This window comes from Acetobacterium carbinolicum (assembly GCF_047456275.1).
GTDB lineage: Bacteria > Bacillota > Clostridia > Eubacteriales > Eubacteriaceae > Acetobacterium > Acetobacterium carbinolicum.
The window spans coordinates 3,517,069-3,539,054 of record NZ_CP173357.1 but is presented as its reverse complement, the minus strand read 5'-3'; the positions used below and the strand labels follow the sequence as shown (position 1 = coordinate 3,539,054).

The following is a 21,986-nucleotide window of genomic DNA, read 5'->3' as shown; positions in this document are numbered from 1 at the left end:
TAGGAGGAAGAAAAAATGCGTCTTACACCCCAAGATGAAGAAATAATAGAGACAATAAAATTTGATCAGCACGTGAGCATTCAAGCGGCAGCTTATGCAGTCTATGTGGGATTAACCCCAAATAATAAAAAACCTATTTCACAAAGAGAATTTCATCAGATCTTCAAAGATAACTGGCAAGCATTCTGTTCACTGGAAATTGAAAACTCTGAACAGGATGACTAATGATTATTGATCAAGTTGTGAATGTTTTAGACCGTTATTATTTCTAAGGAGGTCGCTATGGCGAGAAAGAGTAAGAACACATTTGAGATCTATGGTGACACAATCTCGATCATGCGTGAGGACTGGGATAATAGGGCTTTCGCAACGTATCGTGAGGATTATTTTGAAGAGCTATCCACCCATACATGGGGACTAAAAAATGAGTATCCATCTAATGACAGACTTGGTGGAGGTCTTCACCGATATATGATGGCTAAGTGGTATGGTGATGATGTTCTTAAAGATTTGACAAAAAACGGATACGTGGTTGACCATATGAACAATGACCACATGGACAGTAGGATATGTAATTTAGAATTCTTAAAGCACAATCGTAATGTTGCAAAAGGACAGTATTTAGATAAAGAAGCTAAACAAATGCGTGATAGGCTTGCTGTTAGCCTTTTTAAAGACTTCTCCACTGGATATTATCAGGTTACAATTGGCTGTAATGACCACATTGTGATGACAGATGGTATGGGGCAAGAACACCATATAAATACAATAAAGCTCTTATACGATTGTGACTATTCGCTAGTGGTACTTGATGCAGAAGCTATTCTTACAGAATATGAAGCCGCGGGAAAGTTTTCTATTGTAAATTTACATTGTTGCGACAGTCGAATCCAAGAAGTCGTTGATATCAAGCTATTGGATGAAGAGAAAAATCAAGATGTTGTAATACGTGATGGCGTGTCGTATTTGATTTTGGGAAACGGCAAGATTTCCCTTGATTCAGTACACTATGAAGAAGGATGGCTTCCACTGTAGCGGATTTATTATTGATCAATAGCTAAATTGCTTAGCAATGAAGAAAAAATAAGATCCCCAAAGACTGTAGAGTCTTTGAGGAATCACTGTTGTTCTATTTTCTCACCGACTTTTTATTTACATACTCCCAAAGCCCATTCTTATTCAAGGGAATGTTTTGATACTGCATGAACCCAACAACGAGCATGGTAATGGAAATATACCCTATACTAGCTGAAGCAGAAATATTGAGCCAGGATGCAATCACTCTTTTTGCAATGAAGGTAGAGATCAATCCAGCAAAAGACCCTTTTCTTTTAAGCTGAAAATGATTCTTCTGAGTCAATAATGATGTGATCCAAAAGCTCAATACCAAGGATTTTTCCAGCTTCTTTAATCCTAACAGTGATATTGATATCTTCCTGAGAAGGTTCCAGATCAACCGATGGATGGTTGTGGAAAAGAATAATACTGGCAGCATTGGAAAGAATGGCCGTTTTGTGGGATGAACCAGGGAGCTGTTCACCGTTCCCATGTTGACAATATTAACGGATACGGGTTGACCAGACAGCAAAAAATAACCTGCTCCCGATCTGCCTCATCTAAGAACTTTCGACCCAGTCCGGCAGCTTCCGAAGGTGATGACAGTTTTCGGACGTCATACAGGATACTGCCCTTTTTAACCATTTTCAGGGACACGAGATCCGCTTGGCGGATGGTTCTTTTGTCAAAAAAATAGACTTTTCAATTTGAATGATGAAAAGCCATAATCTCGCAGACGTTTGAGATTAAGGCTTAATTTTTGATAACTGAGATGAAAACGGATTATACAGGATTAGTCCAAGTAAATCCGCCATCTTTGTTTATTGAGCATGATTTTGGAATATATAACGCGTTATCTTTATGAGTATAGACATTTTATATGCTCATCCTTATGGGTGTTTTGTCATCCTAACTAAAGAGCGGATAAACTATTTTGTGTCTCGAAATTACAATTTTCAAAACTGAAAATCGTTTTCCGTTAGTTAAGACCGCCTTAATTCCTAATTACCAATGATATTAGTAAAAGACACTGCGTCAAGAGTTGACGAAAAGTGCAATTTCTTGATTTCTAAAGACTAGATGGGTTGACGAAAGGTATTTGAAAGTGTTCATGTAGATATTAAAGATTGGTATTTAAAAACGGAGTAGAATAATCTACTCCGAATAAAGTTTAACTTTCGAGGGATAAAAAAACTGAGATGGTTTTTAATTCAATAGAAAAATTTTATTATTGTTCGGATCTATAAAGAAGGTCATCTAAAGTGACATCATTTAAATGAAAATCGGTAAAATCGTACTTCAAGCCAAGATCATCTTGATAAGACTCTAGAAGGCCAGGGTAGTTCTTTAAGAAGTCAAAAATAACTGCGTGAATGCACCCATATTCGGTTAAAAGCTGTTCATTAAGTTCTGTGATGCTTGGTCGGTACCCATGAGCAATTTCCGTTTTATTTTGTAAATATTTGACTATTTTTTGGATGAAAAAATCGCGAGTATTGTAAAAATATTTCGGTCGTACGAACCACTTAGGAACTAACAAAATTGGAGTATCGTTGATGTAAAGTCGATCTCCAAATACAGGTTTCCATTGGTTTTGAGTATCATCCCAGAAATAACGAGGTTCTATAGCTTGAACTGTATCGATTTTATATTTTTGACACTGATCATATGTAAAATCAATAAGAATATCTGAAATAATGTTGGTAATCATATCAGAGAACCGATCTTCAGCGAAGCCGTGCAATACAAGTGGAACATCAATCGGAGAAGAAATGTTGATTTGGTTATCAAATAAATCTTCAAGTGGAGAAAACAACTTTACTAAACCTTGGCAAGTGCTACCTTTACCATTAAGACCATTTCCATACCCTAATTTAGTTTCATTGATTTCTTGGGCATGTTTAAGCAAAGTGTTTTTTTCGGATCTATTAGCAGGATTGCTATAGACGGAAAAAAAATAGTTGAAAAAGGAATTTAATCGATCATTGACGCGATGTGCGTATATATCAAAATCAGTGAAGCATTTTATTAAGAGCGGATCAATAAAAAGCTTTGAATCTTCGTCAATAAAGACGTCAACGAAATCAAGTTGTTCATGAGAATGAACATCCAATCCCAGATGTTGGGATGCATTTTTTGTATACAATATATGTATACCTCCTAAATTTATTTATAAACAGGAGGTAAACGTAGCAATTTTTCATTGTCTTCTTTGAAAAAAAATGATAAACTATTTACGTATGTTATAGGTTATCATAAAAAGATATTTATTAAATATTGCTTTATGTTTAGCCCCCAAACAGTATCTTCAATTCTGCAAAATTGGAGATACTGTTTTTGTTTATATCGATTTTTTAGATTTGACATCTGATTCAGACGCTTTATTTAAATCAAATATCATGGCGTTTTCTTCTGGTATGTATTGGCCATCAATTTTGTACGTTTTTTCATCTAAGTTCCATGCCATAAGATTTAAAATGGTTGACAGTAAATCTTGGTTGTTCCATCTGACGTATGCGTTCTTTTTTGATGATTTTCTAAAGAATGCGGTGGCATTTTCGTCTTCTGGATTACATTTTTGAATTGCGATCATTTTCTTCTCTTCGTTAATCATGAATATTATATCGCTTGGGAAGTCCATTTTTGCTAAGCATGATTTATTAAAAGATATTCCGTTTTGCGTAACAGAAATGTATGGAGCTCCAGCGATTAAAACAACTGGCTTAAATCCTTCTAAGTTCATTTTATCACCTCTATCTTAATATAACATATCTCGCAAAAAATGTCTAGTAAATATGTTTGCGATTATGCGCCATTTGCATTTTTTTATATTGGAAATATGCGTGTGATTTGTTTTTAATAATGGTTATCGACGTTTTTATGTTTTTGAGATGAAAATGAAGAATGCTAAATCGGTTCAAATTTATTGGAAGATCAATGGTGTTAAGAAGAAATGTTAATTGTGTTATAATATCGTACAATTATATTTGAGGAACAAGTTGGATTGAGACGGTGATTTGTACGTTGATTCTTGTTGTGTTTTGCTTATGATGTGTGCGGTATGTTTGAAATTGTTGCTGTCTTTGTTTTTATACTTTTTAGGATTTATAATCATAGAAGAATTTATGAGAGTCCTTTTTATGCAAAGATATGGTCTCTTTTTAAGATTTTATATAGCCGTAATCCCTAGTTGATTGTGATTACGGCTTGTTTTATCGATGGATGCCATGTATTATTTTCTGATAAAACTAATGTTATTTAGTAATTTCAGAGTGTATGTATATATTCGGACTCCGTTTTAAAATATGCTGAAATTATTATTCATTCATATTCTCAGAAGTTGTTTGTTCATTGATGGTTTCAAAAGTTGAGTGTTCAGCTCCTTCTTCACTGACAGTGGTTTCATTTTTTTATCAAAGAAAAAGTAAACGACTAAAAGAATTGCTCCAATGATTAGAATTGGAATACCTAAGTACACAAAATGGTGGACCAGATAACAACACAAATAAAGAAAATAAAGAACCAGGACCCGATAATACCAAAGCCCAGATCAAGAGTATTAGAACCCCAGAATATCATTTTCATTTTACCAAAAATGAAGAACGCAGAAACAATGCTCAAAATAAGAATAGGATGTACAAAATAACTTGCATAATAAACCTCCTGAGTTTTGATATTAAAAATTAGAATAGAAATTATGTTAGGGTTGTTATTTAACGAATGTATAGCTGAGATCATTAATATAAATGATTTTGTTATTTGCTGGATCACGTCGAATATTGAGTTCTTCTTTTGGCGGAGAACCTCCGCCGGAATTAATATTTTTCAAGGTGAACCAGCCGGTGTTACCATCATTTGATATATTATTCGTTAAAATATCAGCGGAATATCCATCAACGCCACCGCCTTTTGTGCTATACATTAAAGATGAAATTTTTCCCGTAGTATTTCCAGAATCCGAAATGGTAATCTCACTAACAATGCTAAAAGATCCATAGGGCGTAGTATGTTTCCAGGTTCCTTTGATTCATTTTAATAAAGTGAATACTTGGTTAATCTGACTTGAATCAATGTATGGGTTATTTACAACAAATGGTCGATCTGTCAGTCAAGGCGCAGGATATCCTTTAGTATTCGAATGCCTTCCAAGCGATAACTCAAACCAGCAGTACCTGAGCTATTTCAAATTATTAAACTGAAATGTTTATTGTAAAATAAAAATGTAGAAAGGGGGGTGCGGACGTTTTGTTGGACCGACTAAGCGACCAACCCCAGACTTTTTCTATAGTTTAATGGGCTCATTCCCCCGAGTGATAGCTTAATCCGCTTTTCACCGTACCACTGAATGTATGCATCAAGCTGATCAATGAATTGGTCTATCGTTACACCAGTCCATGAGCAGCCATAAAACATCTCGTTTTTTAGTCTGCCAAAAAATCCTTCACATGCTGAATTATCTGGCGAGCAGCCTTTCTTTGACATTGACCTTGTAAGCTCAGCTTTTTCAATACGTTCAAGCCAGCCTGGCCAACGATAGTGACAACCACGATCAGAATGAACGATGGGTTTTTCGTCTTCTCTAAGCTGGGAAATAGCTTCATCAAGCATTATATTTACAAGTTCTGCATTTGGTGATGTACCGATGGTCCAGCTTACCGGAAGACCATCAAAGCAATCAATGATTGGAGATAAGTATATTTTTCCGGCGGGGATATGAAATTCGGTTATATCTGTCAGCCATTTATTGTTGGGCTTATCAGCCTTGAAATCGCGGTTAATGACATTTTCAACCGCAGGGGTGATTTCGCCTTTATACGAGCTGTATTTCTTGCGTTTGATATTCGGAACAATAAGGTCTTCCTCTTTCATTATTCGGCGAATAACCTTCTCTGATATGGTAGCTCCGGCTGATTTTATAACCGAATGAATTCTGCGGGAACCATACCTACTGGATGATTCTTCGAAGGTGCCTTTCACCTTTGTTCTTAAATCAGCATATTTATCGGTATTGATAGCGAGTACCTGGTAACAGTAGCTACTTTTAGCCATAACCATTATGTTGAGAAGCATATTTAATTGATGGGATTCTCGCAGGGCATTAATAATTGTGGCCTTCTCACGGTTCGTAAGCGTTTGAAGATTAATGCCCTTGTCTTTTTTTATGAGTTCAGCAGCTTTTTCATAAATATCGCGCTCAATCTTCAGGCGATGAACTTCCTTCTGAAGTTCCGCAACCTGTGACGAAAGCTCATCTTTTTTTTCATGAAGCTCTGACACCTCAGTTTCATGAGATTGAACATTTTGGGATTGAATGATTTTCTTTATGGGCTTTTTCATTGACTGAACGCATCCTTCTTTCAAAAACAGTCGTTTCCAGTTATAGAGATTTTCTCTTGTTGTTCCATACTCAGCAGCAACTTCTTTAGCAGGTTTGCTACGGGAACATAGGGAAATGACAGCCTGTTCTTTTTGATCACGCGTATATTTTACAACAGCACCACCGGAACGGCAATACCTTTTTTGGTCTGGAGCAAGTTCTGTTATCCATTTATCCAGCATTGGGCGACTAGGATAACCAAGCTTTTTCACTGTCCGTGAAACACATTTGCCATGCTCACGATAATAGTCAACGGCCTTTTGTTTCTCTTCATCAGTAAATTTCGATTGCTTGATAAAATTCTGATGAAGATCTCCATTCTGAGAATACTCATTGTACCAATTCCAAAGAGCTTTTTTGGAAGGATAGCCCAACTCACGGATTACGGTAGCGTAACTCATATCGTATTGAATAAGCAATTTGACAGCTTTAATTTTTTCCTGATAGGAAAACATGTGGTACCTCCTGGTATTATACTAAGTCCAGGTTTTTGTCCGCACCCCCCTTTCTGCAAAAAGTACTTGCAAAAAACAAACTGAAACACAGATAAGTCAAATAAAATGTATAGTTAACACATTTTATTTGACTTATCTGTGCCAATCATGGTAAATTAAAAGAAAAAACACAATGGAGAATGATAATGAAGCGGAAATTTGAAGAAGTTTTAATATCCTGGAAAAATAAAAATTCTCGTAAGCCGGCACTAATCTATGGCGCTCGTCAAATTGGGAAAACCACTAGTATCAAATATTTTGGCGAAAAACATTTTCAGAACACGATTTATATCAATTTTGAATTGAACAGGGAATTAGCCGAAGATTTCCAGGGAAATATTTCTCCGGACTTTTTAATTCATCGCTTTGAGGTTTATTTTGGTGAGAAAATTAATAAGGAGACAACCTTAATTGTCTTTGACGAAATTCAGGCCTGTGAGCGTGCTTTGACAAGCTTGAAATATTTTTGTGAAGATGCCCCAGAATATTACGTCATCGGTGCGGGCAGTTTACTTGGTGTGGCAATAAAACGTGAAGATTTCAGTTTCCCGGCGGGGAAAGTTAATCAAATTCATATGTATCCGATGGATTTTGAAGAATTCCTGTGGGCGAAGAATCAGGAAATGCTGGCAGATGAAATAAGGGTGTATTATGAAAAACGTGAGCCGCTGGATCCGGCTTTGCACAAAAAGGCAATGGGCCTTTATCGTGAATATTTAATTGTCGGTGGCATGCCTGAAGCAGTAAAAGAATATTCGAAAAACAACAGCTTGCTTGAGGTAGCAGAAATCCAGGGAGCGATCATCAATGCCTACGTTGCGGATATGGCCAAGTATGCAACATATAGCGACACAACGAAAATCATGGCCTGTTTTGATAGTTTGCCGGCGCAGTTGGCCAAAGATAATAAAAAGTTTCAATATAAAGTTGTGGTCAGGGGGGGCCGGGCATCATTATTTGGGGCATCAATTGATTGGCTTTTGGCAGCGGGAATCGTCTTAAAATGCGAGCGGGTCGAACAAGGTCAACATCCATTGGCTATTTTTAAAGATATGGCTTCATTTAAACTCTATATGGGTGATGTTGGACTGTTGTCGCACCGGGCTGGCGTCAATGAATATGACATTATTAAAGGTAATGATCATGTCTTTATCGGCGCACTGACTGAAAACTATGTTGCCACTGCTTTAATACAAAAGGGTTATCCTTTATATTACTGGACTTCGGGAACATCCGAAGTTGATTTTGTGATTGAGAAACAAAGTGATGTTTTGCCGATTGAGGTTAAAGCAAGAGAAAATGTCAAATCAAGAAGTTTATCAGTTTATCTCAAACACTATCATCCGGATTATTCGATTCGTATCTCAGGCAAAAATTTTGGATTTGAAAATGATATCTTGTCGATTCCATTATATGCGGTATTTTGTTTATAGGCTTAGAGTGCAACGTAAGACATTTAAAGAAATTATTTGCATAAAGCAAATAATTTTGTAAAAATAGAAAGAACATTGTCGTAGAGTAAATTATAATAACAAAATTTATGGGAGGGGATACTGATAGATACGCACCTTCTACGCCACCACGAACTACGTATCAATGGATGTTAGATAGAACCTGTTACGAATGAAATAGACCCTGTATCAAGGGCATTTTAAAAGCCTAGGCGGCTAGAAGCTGATTTCTGTATTGTACAGAAGTCAGCTTTTTAATACCCCCTTAATCTTATTATAAGCTTTTAAAATGCAAAACGGTATTTTAAATTGATAACTATTCATTATAGAAAAGCGTCACTCTAAATCCTTGCTTATCATTTGCTCCAGTTATGCCCGAACCCGCATTTGCTGGATATTTTGAAATATTATCATAATTTCCACCATAACCTTTAGGGCTTTTACCATTTACAAATTCGTTTAGATTCCCAGCAAGATCGTAAATATTATTTGTCACATGTCTACTCGCAATTCCCGTAGCTAAAATCAAATTCTTATCCTCTTTTTCACCCGCTTCTTTAAAACTATAGGTTTTTCCGTAATCTGACGAATATAAACCTGAAAAAGAAAAATATGAATTTGAATAATTTCCAAAACCATTACTGTCTTTATCAACGTCATATCCTGAATTTCTAAGCCATTGCATCGTAATATTCCAGAAAGCTTCGGAAACAATTTCACTATGTGTATCTTCATGATCATACATTAGCATTGCATTTTTCTGGGCATTATCAAATGAAATATAATTCCATGGCCGACGACCTTGTTGAGAAACCGGAATACCTGATACATCGTTTGTAGATTTATTTATATTTTCTAATTGATCATTTTTTTCTTCAGGAACACCACACTCATAACGTGCGATATAGAATCCTCCATTTTCATCAATTTGATTCCGATCTTTATCCGTAAGATCAATTTTTGTTTTCCCCCAGTTTTCTAAATTATTATAGGTAACTTCATTTTGATTAACAGGTACCCATACAAATTGATTTCCATTTAAGATATCTTCAATAACTAATCCTTTATTCCAATTTACATAGCCTTGATCGTCTTTAGACCAGTTACTTTCTCCAATATCGACAGATTTAAAGCCATTTGGGATATAAGGATTCTTAAATAATTTTTCTTTTTCGTTAGCTGATATCGGATCATTTATTTGACTTACTTGGTTAATTGTATTATTATCCTGCTTGATGATAGAAAAATAATAGAAAACAATAGAAAAAATAATGATTGTAACACTAAAAAATATTATAACTGTATGCTTTTTCATCACACTCTCCTTCAAACAAATGATTGAATGGATTTTTCAATAAACATTTTAAAATTATCGCTGTAAAGTTCATAGCGCATCGCATCCATCCGAATAGTGATAATCAAATCCAGTTCCAATTCAGTAACGTTATCGATAAACAAATCGATGGCGCTCCACTCCGGCAGTTTTTCATTATTATCAGTCAAATTTTCCTGTGAAAATAAGTCGAATACGACAGCCATGGTGTTTTTGTCGTCACTTCTGAGCTCAAGCTCTTTAAGCAAAAAATACTGTTCGTATATCCGTGAATTCAACTTAATATCGGACAAATATGTTCTTAAAAATGATTCATTACGGTTATTTTAACACGAATTAATTTATTGTTCCAGAGAAATACTCAAAGTGTCACCTGGAATGAAACGATAGATAACGAACAATGATAGAGGCAAATTGTGAAAAAAGATAATAAATTAAAAAAAGACTCAATACTTGCTTCTGTTTATGTCATTCTTGAAGTTATAATGGAAGTCATTATTCCATTATTAATGGCATCGATTATTGATAACGGGGTAGAAAAGGGGGACATTTCCGATGTTGTTATCATGGGCTGTCGGATATGTTTTTAAATATTGCAAAATTGATTGTGTGGCACTTTTAGTACTCATTGTTGTATCTGCTTTGACCGATGGAGCGGGAACGCTGTTCATGATATACTGGTGCATTGGAACAGGATTAACAGGTAAAAAGCAAGCTGGGATCGAGAGAAACCAGCTTGCTTTTTTACCAAAGATTTCACTTTTAGTAAATGCTGTGTAAAGAAAGAAACAAAGTGAGCCGCTTGGTAGGCATTAGTTTGTTTAGGTCGAGGTTTCTTTAATGTTAATGGTGTTTATGGATTATTTTCAATAAAGATGAAATTCCGTTAATTTGCATGATATGATATATGGTATGGAAAGGAGAAAAATAAACAGTATTCGAAGAAGTTAAGATAGTTTTCTATCAAAAAAATGGTATCTTTACTGTCTTTTCGAGTTTCAAAAGACAAAAATATAAAAAACTAAGGAGTACAAAATGAAAAATTTCAAAAAAACGAAAGCATTATTATTAGCATCGTTCCTTTTATTTACTAGTTTCTTTCTAACTGGAAACGTTTTCGCACAAGAAGATCAGCTTACCACCGAGGCTGCGAGTGAGGTTGGTGTAACATATCAAACTCATGTACAAAATCAAGGTTGGGCTCAAGGCTGGGTCTCTGATGGAGAACTGTCAGGGACAGAAGGTCAGGGACTTCGGATGGAGGCTTTAAAAATTGAGTTGGTTAATGCTCCTGCCGAGGCCGGGATCGAATATAATGTCCATGTGCAAAATGAGGGTGACCAGGCCGTTCGAAAAAATGGCGAACTGGCAGGTACTGAAGGTCAGGGTTTGCGTTTGGAAGCAGTCACCATGAATCTGCTCAACATGCCCGGATACTCAGTTGAGTACCGTGTCCATATTGAAAATCAGGGTTGGGCCCAGGGTTGGGTCTCTGATGGAGCATTAGCAGGCACCAGCGAACAGGGCTTAAGATTAGAAGCATTAGAAATTAGAATCATAAAAACAGATGAGGTTGTTCATCCGGTATCTGTAAGCCTGGATAAAGAAACGGCCAGTCTTTTAGTTGATGAGACACAAGCACTTACAGCAACTGTCTTACCAGTGGATACCACCAATAAAACCGTCACCTGGTCATCCGACAATACGGCTATCGCTACCGTCGATGAAAACGGCATCGTTACCGGTGTCAGTGCTGGAATTGCTACGATTATGGTAACAACTGTTGATGGCAATATGACAGACAGTTGTGTCGTAACCGTTTCGGCACCAAACCCAACCGTTACTGAACCGGTCAACCTTGGGACATCGGCTAATTATGCGATCCTGGCAAAAACAGGCATTTCAACCGTGCCAGATTCGGCAATTACCGGCGATATCGGTGTTAGCCCAATAGCTGCGTCAGCCATTACAGGATTCTCGCTGACAGCTGATGCGACGAATGTGTTTGCGACTTCACCTCAAGTTACAGGTAAAGTTTATGCGTCAGACTACGCAGCGCCAACAGATGTTAACCTTACCACGGCGGTAAGTGATATGGAAACAGCATATGTTGATGCGGCTGGAAGAGCTGTCGATTATACAAATGAGTTTACTGGAGATTTAAGTGGTCAAACTCTAACCCCTGGCGTTTACAGCTGGGATAATGAGGTTTTAATCAATTCGGATGTTACCCTTAATGGCGGTCCTGATGATATCTTCATCTTCCAAATCGCAAAAGGAATCACTCAAGCCAGTGATACAAAGGTTATTCTAGCTGGTGGCGTACAAGCCAAAAATATATTCTGGCAAGCTGCAGAAACCGTTTCAATTGGAACGGGCGCCCATTTTGAAGGAATTGTACTTGGCAACACAAACATCGGTCTGGGATCTCAAGCATCGATCAATGGTCGCTTACTAACCCAGACAGCAGTTACTTTAATTCAGAGCACCGTTGTGGCTCCTTTCTAAATCAGATCTAAATTCACTGATTTAGACAAAAAGCAATGCGTTAAATAATTAGTAAATGTAATAAAACTCCCTTCGTCGCCGACAGCTAAAAACTGTTGGAAGCGAAGGGAGTTTTTTTTGGATCGATACCTGACTACTTTTCTGTGAGTGTTTGTATTAGAAGAATCGCTTCTTATTATTCCAGATATCTGCTACAATTAATACTAAAAGTGAACGACTTTGAAATGAAAATAAAAAATAGGAACAGAAATATTTCTCGAGGAGGGAAAAATGTTAGTTTCAAAAAAATCCAAAGAGGATCAACTAAAAAATGTTTATGTCACCCCGGTTCTTGGTGCCGAAGCCTGTGATGAACCGATTCCGCAATTTTCTTTACCGGAAAATCCCTTAGACCCGGAAATCGCGTATCAATTGATTAAAGATGACTTAATTGATGAAGGGAATGCACGACAGAATTTAGCTACATTTTGCCAATCGTACATGGAGCCGGAGGCGGTGAAAATTATGTCGGAGACGTTGGAGAAAAATGCCATCGATAAATCGGAATACCCACAAACGGCTGATTTGGAAAACCGTTGTGTTAACATCATTGCAGATTTATGGAATGCTTCCGATGCGGATGATTTCATAGGCACCTCAACGGTTGGCTCTTCCGAGGCTTGTATGCTTGGTGGTATGGCGATGAAGTTCGCCTGGCGAAAACGAGCACAGGAAAAGGGGCTGGATATTTATACAAAGAAGCCTAATCTTGTTATCTCTTCCGGCTATCAGGTCTGCTGGGAAAAATTCTGTGTGTATTGGGATATCGAAATGCGTTTGGTACCCTTGGATGAAAACCACATGAGTCTTAACTTAGACCTGGTATTAGATTGTGTCGATGATTATACCATCGGTGTTGTTGCTATCATGGGGATCACTTATACTGGCAAATACGATGATGTGGAAGGTCTTGATCGCCTCCTTGAAGAATATAACAAAAGTCACGATCTGCCGGTATATATCCATGTTGACGGAGCGTCTGGTGGTATGTTTGCACCGTTTATTCATCCCCATTTGAAATGGGATTTTAGGCTGAAAAATGTCGTTTCCATTAATACCTCTGGGCACAAATATGGTTTGGTTTATCCTGGTGTCGGTTGGATTATCTGGAAGGATAAAAAGTATTTACCTTCGGAACTGATTTTTAATGTCAGCTATCTCGGCGGAAGCATGCCGACGATGGCCATTAATTTTTCGCGTTCTGCCAGTCAAATCATCGGACAATATTTTAATTTTCTTCGTTGTGGGCGTCAGGGATATATCAGTATTCATCGAAGAACCCAGGATGTGGCAGTCTATATTGGTAAAGAAATTGAAGATACGGGACTCTTTGAAATTTACAATGATGGCAAAAACATACCGATTGTTTGCTGGAAGTTAAAGGCAAACAAAGAATGGAGTCTGTATGATTTAGCGGATCGGGTCAGAATGAATGGCTGGCAGGTTCCGGCTTACCCATTGCCGGATAATTTAGCGGATGTCATCATTCAGCGGGTGGTTGTTCGTCAGGATCTGAATATGCAAAGTGCGATTCAATTCATCAACGACTTCAAGCATGCCATTAAGGAACTTGATTCGGCGCATATTTTAATTCATGGCAAAGCGACGCAAAATAAAGGACCATCGGGATTCACGCATTAAGAAATTAAACGCCCCATCGATTGATTTAGGATCTTTTAGCCTTTAAAGTTTTCGCAAGTTATTATTCGCTGTTGTTTTGGGTAATAAATAACAGTAGCAAAAATAAAAGGCAAGAATTCTTATAGATGGATATTAATTCGATATACATTTAATAAGAATGAGAGGGTTTTAAAATGGGCAAAAACGGAACAATGATACAGTATTTTGAATGGTATCTACCAGATGATGGTAACCTTTGGCAAAGACTGGAAGAGGATGCAAAACATTTAAAAGAAATTGGTATTAGTTTGGTGTGGATGCCCCCGGCAACAAAAGCAACGGGAACCAATGACTCGGGTTATGGTATTTATGACCTGTACGATTTGGGAGAATTTGATCAAAAAGGGGCAGTGCGGACAAAATACGGAACCAAGGAAGAATATCTGGCCGCGATTAAGGCGTTGCATGATCAGGGCATTTTAGCAATTGCCGATATTGTCTTAAATCATAAGGCGGGAGCCGATGAATCTGAACGGTTTCCGGCCTACGAAGTCGACCCCAATAATCGACAAAGTAAAGTTTCGGATGACTATGAGATAGAAGGCTGGACCAAATTTACATTTCCCGGGAGACAGGGCAAATATTCTGAATTCCAATGGAATTGGAGCCATTTTTCAGGCGTCGATTTTAATCAGGAAAATGGTAAAAAAGCGATCTATATGATTAAGGGAATCGCTAAAGGTTGGGCGGAAAATACCGAGGTTGACACTGAATATGGGAATTATGATTACCTGATGAATGCCGATCTGGATTATGATCATCCCGATGTAAAAGATGAGATAAAGCGTTGGAGTCAATGGTATATAGGCGAAACCGGCGTTGATGGTTTTCGGTTGGATGCGGTTAAACATATTGAAGGCGAATTTATTGATGAGTTTATCAAAAACATCCGTGTAAAAAAAGGTGATGGCTTTTATACAGTAGGTGAATATTGGAAACAGAACTACGCAACATTGGAAGATTACATTGAGAATACCGGATGCAATGTGGATTTGTTTGATGTTTCTTTGCATATGAATTTTTCGAAGGCAAGTCAATCCGGAGATAGTTTTGACATGAGTAAAATATTTCACAATACATTGATGGAGAAAAACCCCACAATCGCGGTAACATTCGTTGATAATCATGATTCACAGCCATCACAAGCCCTGGAATCATGGGTTAATGACTGGTTTAAGCCACTGGCTTATGGCATGATATTATTGCGCGAAAGTGGGTTGCCATGCATTTTTTATGGCGACTACTATGGGATTGCCGGAGAAAATCCGATTCAGGGCAAACAGGATCTAATCGACAAATTGTTATCGTTACGGATTGATTCTGCTTATGGCAAACAAAACGATTATTTGGATCATTCTAACTGTATCGGCTGGACCCGGGAAGGTGATACAGAGCATCCTGGTGGTATGGCAGTTTTGCTGACAAACAGTGAACAAGGGTATAAAGATATGTACATTGGCAAACAACATGCCAGAAAAGATTATGTCGATTACTTAGGTAATCGTGAAGACACCGTGACAATTAATGAGGATGGAATAGGCAGATTCTTATGTGCACCAGGATCCATTTCGGTCTGGACAGAATTGGTGATAAAGCCATAAGCAGGAGTTAACAAAAACAGTGCCGCAAACAAGCGATTTGCTGGATTACGGCACTGTTTTTTTTAATTGGTGTTGATCTTATTTGTCTTTATCGATGGCATCATTGATGTTTTCGGCGACATCTTCGGTAAATTCTTCGGCCTTATCAACCATGTGTATTGCTTTTTCTTCCAATTCACCCTTCTTAGCCTGAATTTTACCCTTTAGTTCCAGCTTTTCGTTGCCGGTAACTTTTCCGACTTTTTCCTTGACTCCGCCCACCAGTTTATCTTTGGTAGACTCGATTTTAACTTTTGGATTTGACATAATTAAAGCCTCCTCTTTGATTTATTTTGTTTTAAACCTCATTGCGTTATCATGAATTGTTTTTGCAATTACCATGTATAAAACGGATTCCAGATCAGAAAACAGCATCCCTTTTTAATAAATATACCCTGGATAACGCGTTCTAAACAACAATAGATTAACAATGATTGAGAAAATATAGATTATAATAAGACGTCGTCTTAAAATAAATCGGAATGCCCGGATTGATTAACGGAACATTAACGCTCTTTTAACAGAATCAACAATTACGCGGATAATTAGTGAGATATACTATACCATAGAGTGAAGATAGTATAGATTGCGTAAGACCCATTGAGGGCAAGGGGTCGGGCACGTCGCAAATGCCGAAAAAACGATGGTGAAAAGGAGAGTTATGAACAAAAAAATGAAGCGGGGTATTGCAGTTTTATCAATGGCTGCAATGTTGGGGATGCAGATGACCACCGGGGTGTTGGCCGAGGAAGTAACGACCAATGCGAGTGGGGTACCTCTGGTATTTGAAGGAAATTGCAGTTATCAGACCCAGATTCAAAATGTTGGTTGGCAGGATTGGAAGTCAAAAGAATCACTTAGCGGCACTACTGGAAAATCGTTACGATTAGAAGGGATAAAAGTTAATATCAGCGACATCAAGAATTTGGGGGTTACGTATCAAACTCATGTTCAAAATGAAGGCTGGCAGGATTGGGTAACCGACGGAAATATCAGCGGAACCGAAGGTCAGTCATTGAGACTGGAAGCCATCCGAATTAAACTTACCGGAACAGAAGCACAAAACTATGATGTTTATTATCAGGTTCATGTTGAAAATACCGGCTGGATGAACTGGGTGAAAAACGGTGAATTGTCAGGAACAGAAGGAAAATCCTATCGTCTCGAAGGGATCAAGGTTGTCGTCTTACCGAAAGGCTCACCCGCCCCAGTTAATACCGGATCAATTAAAAATGTGATCTTAATGATCTCCGATGGTTGTGGATCCAATGAGATTCTGGCGACGAATTATTATACCGAGGGAAAAGCGGTAGCTCAGGTTTATGAACAATTTCCGACCAGTGTCAATATGAGTACTTATTCGCACAACGAATTGGGCATGGATGATGATTTAGCTAGTGTTTATGATCCGGCAACCATTTGGGACAGCTTTGATTTGTTGAAAAATCTTCCTACCGATTCAGCGGCAGCCGCTACGGCGATGGCGTCTGGAACTAAAACTTATAATGCGGCCATTGGTGTGGATGAAAACGAGCAGAATCTGGTTAATCTCAGCGAAGATTTTAAGGCTCTGAATCGGTCAACCGGGGTAATCAGTTCCGTTGAATTCAGTCACGCAACCCCGGCTGGGTTTGTCGCTCATAACGCCAGCCGACAAAATTATAGTGAAATTGCCAATGAAATGATTAATGACAGCAAAACCGATGTCATTATGGGAGCTGGACATCCGCTGTATGACAATAATGGCGAACGCCAAACAACGGTTGAGGACAAAAACTATCGTTATGTCGGCGGAAAAGATACCTGGGATAACCTGGTCGCTGGAAATCTGGGGAATGATGCGGATGGCGATGGTGTAGTCGAAAACTGGAACCTCGTTCAGACAAAAGAAGCGTTTGAAAGTCTCCAGACAGGAAATACACCAGAGCGAGTCATTGGCGTACCAGAAGTGTACGAGACCTTACAGTATAACCGCTCAGGTGATTTAACAGCGGAACCATTTGCCGTAGCTGTCAATGACAATGTGCCAACCCTGGACGTGATGACAAAGGGCGCGCTAAATGTTTTGGACAACAATGAAGAAGGCTTCTTCCTGATGGTTGAAGGTGGTGCCATTGACTGGGCCGGTCATGGTAATTCTGGTGGACGATTGATTGAGGAAGAAATTGATTTTAACAACTCGGTAGAAGCTGTTTGTAACTGGGTTGAAACCAACAGCAACTGGTCGGAAACCCTGGTGATCGTTACGGGCGATCATGAAACCGGATATCTTACCGGTACTGCCGGTGTCTATGATGCGGTTGTAAATAATGGCAAAGGTGTAATGCCCACCTTAGCCTGGAACAGCGGCAATCATACCAACCAACTGGTTCCTTTCTTTGCTAAAGGGTCAGGAGCAGAGTTGCTTAAGAGCTATGCTAATGGGTCAGATCCTGTAAAGGGTGCTTACCTGGATAACACCGAAATAGCCCTGGCGATTCGGAACTTGATTAATTAGAACAGAAGCCAAAAGGTTTTGTCGAAAAAATTAAACCAGTCTATCTAATTTAAATATCTGACAGAGACTTCGGTTCGTTTAAATCGGGGTCTCTGTTTTTTTGTGCGTTTAGTTTATTTTTAGTGATTGGGGGTAATAGATAATACTAAAGATAATCTATTTGGCCATGCTGTTTGACACAAAAATGACATCAAGACATTATACAATTTTAGTTAACAAAGTAATTTTTATAGTGAAAGGTATTATATGATGAAAGTGGATTGGAAAAAAGTCGCAAAATGGTCAAGAATTCTGGTGTTAGTGGGTTTGCTTGTATGGGTTGTCTATGAATCCTATATGCATCAGGTTTTAGGAGGCGGAAAAGCACCGTCGATTCACGCATTGTGTCCTTATGGTGCATTGGAAAGCTTGTATACGTTGTTATTAACGGGGAGCTTTATCAAGAAAGTTTATTCTGGTACAGTTGTTTTATTGGTCTTGACCGTGGCATTGGCAGTGCTATTTCGCAGGAGTTTTTGCGGATTGCTTTGTCCCTTTGGCGCGTTGCAGGAAGTTTTTGCGAAAATTGGTCAAAAAGTATTTAAAAAGCGATTTATTATCCCACAAAAAATTGATGGAATTTTGCGATATTTCAAGTATTTCGTTTTAGTTTTTACGGTGGGAATGGCCTGGTATTATGGTACCCTCTGGATGTCACCCTATGATCCGTATGCGGCCTTAGGACATATAACCGCAATACCCGGAACGATTGCGGAAGATCCCTTAACGATTATTGGTTTCGCACTACTATTTATTACAATTATAGGTTCATTTTTGTATGACCGCTTTTTTTGTAAATATTTATGTCCCGCTGGTGCTGTTTATGCCATCATCGGTAAATTGAGCCCGACCAAAATTGAGCGAAATGACAGTCTTTGCATTCACTGCAAAAAATGCGATAGATCCTGTCCCGTAAACATTGAGATTGAGAAGGAAGAACGAATCACGACGGCAGAGTGTATCAACTGTAATGAGTGTGTTCTGGAATGTCCGGTGAAAGGTGCCCTTGAGGTCAAAGTGGCCCGAAAAACGATCCATCCGATGGTGATGGTGGTTCTGGTTGTGGGTTTGTTCTTTGGTACAATTGTGATAGCCCAGCTAACCGGTAATTTTCAAATATTGCCTAAAACGGTTGCTCAAGGTGAGGTTATTCCCATTTACGAAGTGAAAGGTTATAACACCATTGAAGAAGCAACAACGTTCACCGGGCTGACCCTGGATGAAGTGTATCAGCAACTGGCAATTCCTAAAAGTGTCCCGAAGGATACGCAATTTAAAAATATTTCATTGTTGGTACCTGAATATAAATTCGATGAAGCTAAAGAAAACGCCGGGGGATCAGAAGCTGAAGCAACTTCGGGAGGAGCGTCAACCTCTGGTGCCATTGATGTCAGCGGGATTAAAGGATCCATGACGATTCAGGAAGCGATGGGTAGTTTAAATATGGAATCAAAAGACTTCTATGCACTCTTTAAAATTCCCGAAACGGTGCCACCACAAACTGTTCTAAAAGAAATTACAACTGTTTCACCGGGCTATGATTTCCAGCAGATCAAAGATTCATTAAGTGTACCTGCTTCGACAGAAACAACAAAAAACACAACAGGGACCGTCGATGTCAGCGGGATTAAAGGTTCCATGACGATTGAGGAAGCGATGGGTAGTTTAAATATGGAATCAAAAGACTTCTATGCGCTTTTTAAGATTCCCGAAACGGTGCCACCACAAACTATTCTAAAAGAAATTACAACTGTTTCACCGGGCTATGATTTCCAGCAAATCAAGGATTCGTTGCAATAGCGTTTATCCAGAAAGAGTCTCTCAAAAACGATGCTGTTTTTGAGAGATTTTTTTGCAAAAAAAATAGAAAGAACACGAGCGACCTCGATTGTGTTCTTTCTAAAGAGTAGACGACTTCGGGTAAAAACGATGGGAATTTAGGCGGATCTATTTATCCAGATAAACAACCTGGTTGCGGCCCGTTGATTTAGCAAGATAGAGGGCTTTGTCGGCAATTTTGACCAGATCTTCATGGTGACAATGATGATCGGGAAGAAGGGTGGCAACGCCGATACTGATGGTGATACAATTTTTGATGACTGATCCCTCATGGAGAATCGCGAGCGCTTCAATTTTTTTACGTAAGCGATTGGCATGCTGGATAGCTTGATCTTTTTTGATTTCCGAAAGAAGCACGATAAACTCTTCGCCACCGTAACGAACGACCATATCAGTGGGACGGGACAAGGCTGTCCGAAGGGTATCACCGATTTTAATCAGGGTTGCATCGCCGGCCACATGGCCATATAAATCGTTATAGTTTTTAAAATAATCCACGTCAATAAACAGTAACGAAATGGGTCGTTGTTGTCTTAAGCAGCGCTGCCATTCCAGGACAATGGTTTCATCATATTTTCGTCGGTTCCATAGTTCCGTCAGGGGATCGCGTAGGGAAAGTCGCTGCAATTCGTGATTGATCTGCTCCAGTTCGAAATTCTGCTGTTCTACTTTTTGATTGGCAGTGGTCAACTCTCGGGTTCGTGTTGCGACCAGATCATCCAGATGATCATTTATTTCGCTGAGTTTTTCACCCATGCTGGTTCGATATTCCAGGGATTCTGAAAAGTTTTTAGCTAACAACAAGGAGTAAAGAACAGCAAAGATTAATTGTCCGGTGGACGAGTTGGCATCGCCCTGGAAAATCATCATTAACAAGGGTGGCCAACTGTCATTAATCCAGGGACTTAGGGTAATGGTATCAATAAGAACGGTGGTGATCATGATCAGACCACCTAATACAATTAGGATACTATTTTTTTCTTTGTGCCCGGCGATTTTTAATAGCATGGCAAAGAGATAGATAATCAGAAAAATGGTCCAGATCTGGTACAGTGGGTTGATGGCAGTATAAATATTGGTGGGTGCCATGATTACGACTGCGGTATAGGCAATACTCAGAATCATCACCGTTTTGATAATTCTGAGATCGAAATAGTCGGGTAAAATGGCTCTAAAAAACAATAAAATCAGTGGTGCTCCCAAATAGTAGGTCAGAGTCTGTATTTTGCGCGCAATTACAAAGTCAAGATTGGGCATGGCAAAATAAAGAAAAGACTCACCAATCATTAGGGTACGGATTGCCACCAGCAGGCAGAACAGCCCGAAATACAGGGGTGCCCGATCCTTTTTGCGGAAGAAAAACAAAGCCAGATGATAAATACCCATCATCATCAGGGCTCCAAAAAGGAAAAGATTATAGGCAAGGCCATTATAGCGGAGAGCCAGCAGTGGTGCTTCACCACCAAGAAGGATGCTACTAAGCAGCCCGCCGCTGGACATATAAAAATTGGACATCTGAAGAACGATCTCATTATCTCCCGGGAGCGCCGCAAAGGAGACGATCTGGGGTAAATATTGCGGCACCATGGCATTCTGGCTTATCCCTAAGGTTCCGGCAGTAGCGATCAGGTTGCCATTAACAAAGAGTCGATAGGCGGTGCGGACCTTGGGAATCTTAAGTGCCAGGATTTCATTTTCGGAAGTGGTAAAAATCAGTCGGTAGGTTGCATATCCAGTACCGGGAATATTTTTATCATCGATTTCATATTTATTCCAGGACGATGGAAAGGCGAAATAACCATCAAGGGCACCTTTTTCAATGCTGTCCGGCTCCAGAAGTTGGTTCCAGTAAAAAGCCCAGTCGCCATCCAGCGGAATGATTTGATTTTTTAGGTCGTATTGCGTTAAATCAAGCAGTCCGTTTTCAGCTTTTTTTCCGATTTCAGTTGGTTGCGCAGAGCAGCCTCCCAGCAAAAAAAGCATGAGGATGATCGTCGGTAATAAGAGACGAGCTTTAATCATGAGAGGACTCC

General features: G+C 38.9%; 20 protein-coding genes. 10 read left to right on the top strand and 10 right to left on the bottom strand.

What is annotated here, in order from left to right; genetic code table 11:
* Positions 1–15: 15 nt before the first annotated feature.
* Together ACIZ62_RS16415 and ACIZ62_RS16410 are read left to right on the top strand one after the other, a co-directional pair.
* Complete coding sequence (locus tag ACIZ62_RS16415) at positions 16–225, top strand: hypothetical protein (protein ID WP_414150644.1); 210 nt, start codon at positions 16–18, stop codon at positions 223–225.
* A gap of 57 nt (positions 226–282) precedes the next feature.
* Entirely contained in the window at positions 283–1,035 is a 753-nt protein-coding gene (locus ACIZ62_RS16410; protein ID WP_414150643.1) for a hypothetical protein, read from the top strand.
* A gap of 296 nt (positions 1,036–1,331) precedes the next feature.
* Here ACIZ62_RS16410 and ACIZ62_RS16405 read toward each other — a convergent pair whose 3' ends face one another.
* From ACIZ62_RS16405 to ACIZ62_RS16380, 6 genes are all read right to left on the bottom strand, one after another.
* Positions 1,332–1,481 carry a JAB domain-containing protein gene (locus ACIZ62_RS16405; protein WP_414151869.1) on the bottom strand — a complete coding sequence of 50 codons (150 nt, stop codon included), beginning with the start codon at positions 1,479–1,481 and terminating at the stop codon, positions 1,332–1,334.
* A 55-nt stretch (positions 1,482–1,536) separates the two neighbouring features.
* Positions 1,537–1,713 (bottom strand): hypothetical protein, encoded by a 177-nt coding sequence (locus ACIZ62_RS16400; protein ID WP_414150642.1) that lies wholly within the window; start codon positions 1,711–1,713, stop codon positions 1,537–1,539.
* 571 nt (positions 1,714–2,284) lie between these two features.
* Positions 2,285–3,202, bottom strand: coding sequence for a hypothetical protein (locus ACIZ62_RS16395; RefSeq protein ID WP_414150641.1), 918 nt, complete (start codon positions 3,200–3,202; stop codon positions 2,285–2,287).
* Between the two features lie 195 nt (positions 3,203–3,397).
* The gene (locus ACIZ62_RS16390; protein ID WP_414150640.1) at positions 3,398–3,799 is read right to left on the bottom strand and encodes a hypothetical protein; all 402 of its coding nucleotides are present in this window, start codon (positions 3,797–3,799) and stop codon (positions 3,398–3,400) included.
* 966 nt (positions 3,800–4,765) lie between these two features.
* Positions 4,766–4,978 carry a hypothetical protein gene (locus tag ACIZ62_RS16385; RefSeq protein ID WP_414150639.1) on the bottom strand — a complete coding sequence of 71 codons (213 nt, stop codon included), beginning with the start codon at positions 4,976–4,978 and terminating at the stop codon, positions 4,766–4,768.
* Between the two features lie 335 nt (positions 4,979–5,313).
* The gene (locus ACIZ62_RS16380; protein ID WP_414150638.1) at positions 5,314–6,888 is read right to left on the bottom strand and encodes an IS3 family transposase; all 1,575 of its coding nucleotides are present in this window, start codon (positions 6,886–6,888) and stop codon (positions 5,314–5,316) included.
* Between the two features lie 185 nt (positions 6,889–7,073).
* Here ACIZ62_RS16380 and ACIZ62_RS16375 point away from each other — a divergent pair, with 185 nt between their 5' ends.
* A complete protein-coding gene (locus ACIZ62_RS16375; protein ID WP_414150637.1) occupies positions 7,074–8,360 on the top strand; it encodes an ATP-binding protein in 1,287 nt (428 codons plus the stop codon).
* A 334-nt stretch (positions 8,361–8,694) separates the two neighbouring features.
* Here ACIZ62_RS16375 and ACIZ62_RS16370 read toward each other — a convergent pair whose 3' ends face one another.
* Both ACIZ62_RS16370 and ACIZ62_RS16365 read right to left on the bottom strand, forming a co-directional pair.
* On the bottom strand, positions 8,695–9,693 hold the full coding sequence (locus ACIZ62_RS16370; RefSeq protein WP_414150636.1) for a hypothetical protein: 999 nt from the start codon (positions 9,691–9,693) through the stop codon (positions 8,695–8,697).
* A gap of 11 nt (positions 9,694–9,704) precedes the next feature.
* Positions 9,705–9,989 carry a hypothetical protein gene (locus tag ACIZ62_RS16365; protein ID WP_414150635.1) on the bottom strand — a complete coding sequence of 95 codons (285 nt, stop codon included), beginning with the start codon at positions 9,987–9,989 and terminating at the stop codon, positions 9,705–9,707.
* A gap of 138 nt (positions 9,990–10,127) precedes the next feature.
* On the opposite strand from ACIZ62_RS16365, the gene ACIZ62_RS16360 reads away from it, so the two are divergent.
* The 5 genes from ACIZ62_RS16360 (at position 10,128) to ACIZ62_RS16340 (ending at position 15,539) form a co-directional block, all read left to right on the top strand.
* On the top strand, positions 10,128–10,301 hold the full coding sequence (locus tag ACIZ62_RS16360; protein WP_204355415.1) for a hypothetical protein: 174 nt from the start codon (positions 10,128–10,130) through the stop codon (positions 10,299–10,301).
* Positions 10,267–10,491: a hypothetical protein gene (locus ACIZ62_RS16355; protein ID WP_414150634.1), complete on the top strand. Its 225-nt coding sequence runs from the start codon at positions 10,267–10,269 to the stop codon at positions 10,489–10,491. Before ACIZ62_RS16360 ends, ACIZ62_RS16355 begins: the two co-directional genes overlap by 35 nt.
* A gap of 255 nt (positions 10,492–10,746) precedes the next feature.
* On the top strand, positions 10,747–12,219 hold the full coding sequence (locus tag ACIZ62_RS16350; RefSeq protein WP_414150633.1) for an ice-binding family protein: 1,473 nt from the start codon (positions 10,747–10,749) through the stop codon (positions 12,217–12,219).
* 270 nt (positions 12,220–12,489) lie between these two features.
* Positions 12,490–13,899: a glutamate decarboxylase gene (locus ACIZ62_RS16345; protein ID WP_414150632.1), complete on the top strand. Its 1,410-nt coding sequence runs from the start codon at positions 12,490–12,492 to the stop codon at positions 13,897–13,899.
* Positions 13,900–14,072: 173 nt separating this feature from the next.
* Complete coding sequence (locus ACIZ62_RS16340) at positions 14,073–15,539, top strand: alpha-amylase (protein ID WP_414150631.1); 1,467 nt, start codon at positions 14,073–14,075, stop codon at positions 15,537–15,539.
* Between the two features lie 78 nt (positions 15,540–15,617).
* On the opposite strand, the gene ACIZ62_RS16335 is transcribed toward ACIZ62_RS16340, so the two are convergent.
* Entirely contained in the window at positions 15,618–15,845 is a 228-nt protein-coding gene (locus ACIZ62_RS16335; protein ID WP_414150630.1) for a CsbD family protein, read from the bottom strand.
* A gap of 394 nt (positions 15,846–16,239) precedes the next feature.
* Here ACIZ62_RS16335 and ACIZ62_RS16330 point away from each other — a divergent pair, with 394 nt between their 5' ends.
* Positions 16,240–18,075 (top strand): alkaline phosphatase, encoded by a 1,836-nt coding sequence (locus ACIZ62_RS16330; protein WP_414150629.1) that lies wholly within the window; start codon positions 16,240–16,242, stop codon positions 18,073–18,075.
* Between the two features lie 246 nt (positions 18,076–18,321).
* Positions 18,322–19,914 (top strand): 4Fe-4S binding protein, encoded by a 1,593-nt coding sequence (locus ACIZ62_RS16325; protein WP_414150628.1) that lies wholly within the window; start codon positions 18,322–18,324, stop codon positions 19,912–19,914.
* Positions 19,915–20,061: 147 nt separating this feature from the next.
* Here the strand turns inward: ACIZ62_RS16325 and ACIZ62_RS16320 are convergent, their stop codons facing one another.
* Positions 20,062–21,975 (bottom strand): diguanylate cyclase, encoded by a 1,914-nt coding sequence (locus tag ACIZ62_RS16320; protein WP_414150627.1) that lies wholly within the window; start codon positions 21,973–21,975, stop codon positions 20,062–20,064.
* Positions 21,976–21,986 lie beyond the last annotated feature (11 nt).

Excerpts from the sequence above, each read along its gene's own strand:
- ACIZ62_RS16415 (WP_414150644.1), top strand. The coding sequence starts at position 16 with ATGCGTCTTACACCCCAAGATGAAGAAATAATAGAGACAATAAAATTT.
- ACIZ62_RS16410 (WP_414150643.1), top strand. The coding sequence starts at position 283 with ATGGCGAGAAAGAGTAAGAACACATTTGAGATCTATGGTGACACAATC.
- ACIZ62_RS16390 (WP_414150640.1), bottom strand. The coding sequence starts at position 3,799 with ATGAACTTAGAAGGATTTAAGCCAGTTGTTTTAATCGCTGGAGCTCCA.
- ACIZ62_RS16385 (WP_414150639.1), bottom strand. The coding sequence starts at position 4,978 with ATGTATAGCACAAAAGGCGGTGGCGTTGATGGATATTCCGCTGATATT.
- ACIZ62_RS16380 (WP_414150638.1), bottom strand. The coding sequence starts at position 6,888 with ATGTTTTCCTATCAGGAAAAAATTAAAGCTGTCAAATTGCTTATTCAA.
- ACIZ62_RS16375 (WP_414150637.1), top strand. The coding sequence starts at position 7,074 with ATGAAGCGGAAATTTGAAGAAGTTTTAATATCCTGGAAAAATAAAAAT.
- ACIZ62_RS16370 (WP_414150636.1), bottom strand. The coding sequence starts at position 9,693 with ATGAAAAAGCATACAGTTATAATATTTTTTAGTGTTACAATCATTATT.
- ACIZ62_RS16355 (WP_414150634.1), top strand. The coding sequence starts at position 10,267 with ATGTTGTTATCATGGGCTGTCGGATATGTTTTTAAATATTGCAAAATT.
- ACIZ62_RS16350 (WP_414150633.1), top strand. The coding sequence starts at position 10,747 with ATGAAAAATTTCAAAAAAACGAAAGCATTATTATTAGCATCGTTCCTT.
- ACIZ62_RS16345 (WP_414150632.1), top strand. The coding sequence starts at position 12,490 with ATGTTAGTTTCAAAAAAATCCAAAGAGGATCAACTAAAAAATGTTTAT.
- ACIZ62_RS16340 (WP_414150631.1), top strand. The coding sequence starts at position 14,073 with ATGGGCAAAAACGGAACAATGATACAGTATTTTGAATGGTATCTACCA.
- ACIZ62_RS16335 (WP_414150630.1), bottom strand. The coding sequence starts at position 15,845 with ATGTCAAATCCAAAAGTTAAAATCGAGTCTACCAAAGATAAACTGGTG.
- ACIZ62_RS16330 (WP_414150629.1), top strand. The coding sequence starts at position 16,240 with ATGAACAAAAAAATGAAGCGGGGTATTGCAGTTTTATCAATGGCTGCA.
- ACIZ62_RS16325 (WP_414150628.1), top strand. The coding sequence starts at position 18,322 with ATGATGAAAGTGGATTGGAAAAAAGTCGCAAAATGGTCAAGAATTCTG.
- ACIZ62_RS16320 (WP_414150627.1), bottom strand. The coding sequence starts at position 21,975 with ATGATTAAAGCTCGTCTCTTATTACCGACGATCATCCTCATGCTTTTT.